Annotated in this window: 3 protein-coding genes; all 3 read right to left on the bottom strand. The window is 37.2% G+C overall.

The annotated features are described in order from the left end of the window. Positions 1–28: 28 nt before the first annotated feature. A complete protein-coding gene (locus EA412_14475; GenBank protein TVR76060.1) occupies positions 29–1,240 on the bottom strand; it encodes an amino acid deaminase/aldolase in 1,212 nt (403 codons plus the stop codon). Then, a complete protein-coding gene (locus EA412_14470) occupies positions 1,240–2,973 on the bottom strand; it encodes a hypothetical protein (protein ID TVR76059.1) in 1,734 nt (577 codons plus the stop codon). Before EA412_14470 ends, EA412_14475 begins: the two co-directional genes overlap by 1 nt. Positions 2,974–2,998: 25 nt before the next feature. Continuing rightward, a partial coding sequence (locus tag EA412_14465) for a TonB-dependent receptor (protein TVR76058.1) occupies positions 2,999–3,907 on the bottom strand: 909 nt, incomplete at its 5' end.

Raw genomic sequence — 3,907 nt, 5'->3', positions numbered from 1 at the left:
ATTTAAGAAATTTTACAGAAGTAAATCTCTATGCAGGGAAACACTTTCCTTCACCTCTGTAAGTTAGCATTTCTTCAATATCTCCATTTACTTTTAAAAAGTGCAATATGTTAAAATGCTCACATAGTTCACCGGCTTTTGCATGGCGAAAACATACCGGATCACCTATTGAAAGCTTGTAATTTCCTTTTTGGTGTAAGGGAGTCTGCACCTCACCATTTCCTTCATTTGGGTCTGTTTTGAAACCGGGAGGCAGGTAAGGGAGCGGTTGTTTATTGTTATTCGATTCTCCGGAAGCTATATAGCCACCTCCCATACAGGTATAAATGTTGGCTTTTGGCTTTCTGACTACTTCAAGCATATAAGCGGCTGCGGGCAAATGTTTAAAAGACTGATAGTTGTCAAACAGATGAGGGCTGTAGAATCCGGAGCCGACCGTCACTTCTGTTACTCCTTTTTCAGTGACAGTGGTTTCCAGGCTTCCTGTTCCGCCGCCATTTACAAATTCTAACCGGATTCCTTTGCTTTCGAACAATTTGATAGAATCTTCGCGAAAGGCCCGTAATTTTTTAATTGATATTTTTTTTAAAAGATTGATGGCTTTGGATTTTAAAAATTGGCCATGCAGCTGATCCCCAAGTCCGGCTATTTGAGCTTCATATCCCATTATGCCGACAGTCTTTACATTTTTTTTGTTTGTTAAAAAAGTAATTCTTTTTTCCAGCATTTCTAAATTGGTTATTGAGGAACGCCAAACACCAAAATTTAAAAAAGGTAATCTGTAAGACATATCAATGTCGAGACAGCACTTTAGAACTATATTTTCTTTTTTACCTATACTTTCCAGTATATCTATATGTCTGTTCAGGTCTGCCATAAAACAGACATTTTTGCCTTTTTTAAGCCAGGGAATAAATTTTTCAATTTCGGATTTATTTACAACCGGATAGCCTAAAAGAATGTTGTCAAACCCACTTTCCAGAAGAAAAAGTGCTTCCCCAGCCGAATAGGACATAATCCCTTCAAATTGAGTAGAAAAATCAAATATTTTATGCAAAACGGACTTGCATCGGATAGATTTAGAGGCTATTCTGATTTTTTTACCGGCAGACCTTTGTAAAATCATACGGCAATTTTCTTCAAAAAACTCCTGATCTAAATATGCCAGTGGTTTGCTCTTTTCTTCAAAGGCTTTTTTGTAAAATTCGTATTTTTTTTGTGGGTCAAATTTCATAAGCATCAGATTTCATCCTCCGAAAAAGTTCTTCCTGCAATCTCCTCATCCGGAAAAATTGCCGGTTCACTTTCTGAGTTTAGCTGTCTGTTTTTAAGAAGTGTTTCAAATACTTTGGAAAGTTCTTTGAATTTAGTTTGAAAAGCAGCCAGAGTGTATTTGCCATAAACTGTATGTCCGCCTTCATAAGCTTGTTCTTCATATTCTTCAAAAGTTGTGATATAACCGCAATAAGCATTGGCATAAGAGCTAAGGATCACTTTTTGAACCTGAAATTTTTGAAGCTGGTCTAGCAAAGTTTTTCTTAATCTTCTTCCGCCTACGACTGTAATTTCGGCCGGGATTCCAACTATAGCAACCGGTCCAAGTAAAAATATCTGTAAAGGTAAAACTCGCGGTATCCAGGGGTTTTTGCTAAGACTTCCTTTTTTAAACTGTTTTTTTAAAATTCGAATGGTCGGATCCGCCCATGAAGGTATTATTAGCTTGTTTATTTTAGAAGTGCCCAGAATTTTTTGCTCTCCGGTTTCAGATAAAATTTGTTTATTCCCTTGCCATTTGTATTTATCTTCGATTAACTTTCTTTTCTTTTCCGACTGAAAACGACTTTTAACGAATTCATATTTTCGGATGCCATTTGCGAGCATGCTCGCCAGAATTGTAAGAGGCTTAGGCATGCCCGGGCCTTCTTTGGTTCCTTTATAAAAAGCAACGCCATGAGCAGGGGAGGAGGTTCTGGCATTTAAAATCCCTTCAGTAAACTCAGGGTCACAAAAAACCCGGGTGAAATCAAACTGATTGTAGACGTAATCTATTTTTATATCTGAAAAATCTATCTCTGAGGCTTCTTTCCAAGCTTTTTTTACATAATTAAATTGAATTTGACCGTTGTAGGCCGCACTTTCAAAATCATCTTCAAACTTTCCGCGGGTCCATTTTTTCTTTTTATCCCAAATAAAATTAGGAGTAACATCTCCGGCTGATTCCTGCGCAAAAATTGCAACAAAATCATTGGAAGCTTCTCCGCCTTCAAGAAAATGCTTTTCCAAAAAATCAGCAGCATAACCTTTATTATCAGAACATATCTTAGTATTATCATTGCTGATATTAGTGGTGTGAACGCCAAACCAGTTTATGCAGGCTAAAGCTTTTCCTTCACTATTAAAAATTTTCAGAATCTGCATATTTCTGTCCACAGCCAGATTTGTTTTGTCTTCAGGTATTTTTTCAACATCTTTATTGCTGTTATAAGCTTTTATACTCCGGTTAAAAGCCACTTCTTCATACTCAGGAATTGCAATTTCAGAAAAACCGAGGCTGCAGGGGGATAGCTTATTGATTGCCTCAGAGATAGCTTCACTGATTCCATCTACTATAGTTTGATACACAAAAGGCACAAACCCGGGTATAGTGAGGTTGTAAAAGCCGTATTTAGTGTAACCGCCCGGACCGCTATGCGTATGTTGAGCCGTGAGCATTACATTTGCAAAAGTTAATTTTTTATCGGGATGTCTTTTGCTTAATTTTTTTATAACTCCTCTTTTCACGGCAGTGCTTATAAAACATAACTCAGCATTTACGAAAACGATCAGATTTTCATTTTTTTCAAAAACAACTGCTCTGGCAAAAAGTGGTGTTTCAACCGACTTTACTCTGTTGTGATACATTCCGTATCCCATCATTCCTACGCCGGATTTAAAAGCTGTGATGTCTTTTTTTGAAGTTCCGGCCCTTAGCATGTTGGATGTTTAAAAATAGGAAAAATTAAAATTCGTGAGAAAACTGAACCGTGAAATTTCTTGGTGGCTCAATATATGCCGGTCGGAGTGAGTATTCTCTGTTTAACAAATTTTTAGCTATGAAAAGTAATTTAGAACGTTCACTTATATTGTAGCCTAAGCGGACGTCCAATACCCAGTCACCGGTATTATTTTCTTCTCTGTATTCTCTAAGGCCGTTGATTAGTGCAAATGCAGGATCAATTCTTTCCATAAAGCTGTTGTAAGTAATTGTGAAACCTGCAAAAATATTTTTAAAAGTAGTTTCAGCATCAAATTTAGCTGAATGTCTGAATCTGTATTTTAATATTTCCTGCGCACCGGTATCGGTGGTATCTATTAAATCAATTGGATTAATGTAAGTATATCCGAAAATCAAATTAGTAGGTAAGCCAAATAAGTTACCCGTTCCAAAACCCGAAAACTCAAATCCGCTGATTCTCGCATCGCTGACATTTTTGGAGACAAATCCTATCTGGTTATTTCTGCTGACCAAAGTAAACTCAATCATATCTCTGTATTCAGTTAAAAAGGCGCTAAAATCAAGATAGCCTACCCAATCACTTACACGAAACATTTGCTTAACACCCATTTCTGCGCTCCACCCTGATTCCGGTTGAATATCCGGGTTCGGAAATACATTTATACCGCCTCTGATCGTTTCCACAAATTTTTCTGCAATAGTAGGATAACGATAACCCTGCCCGTAAGAACCTCTTAAGTAAGTCCCTTCAGTAAGTAAAAAGTTGGCACCGCCTCTGAATAGGAGGCCTGAATTATCCATCTCATCATCGATAGAAAAAATTTCATATCTGGTTCCAAAACTTAAAGTCAGCCGGTTAAAGAATTTTTTATCAATCTGCGTAAAAGTGGCATAGTTCCATGATTGATGATC

It is taken from the genome of Chitinophagaceae bacterium (genome assembly GCA_007695095.1).
GTDB lineage: Bacteria > Bacteroidota > Bacteroidia > Chitinophagales > REEL01 > REEL01.
This window is presented reverse-complemented; position numbering and strand designations above follow the sequence as displayed.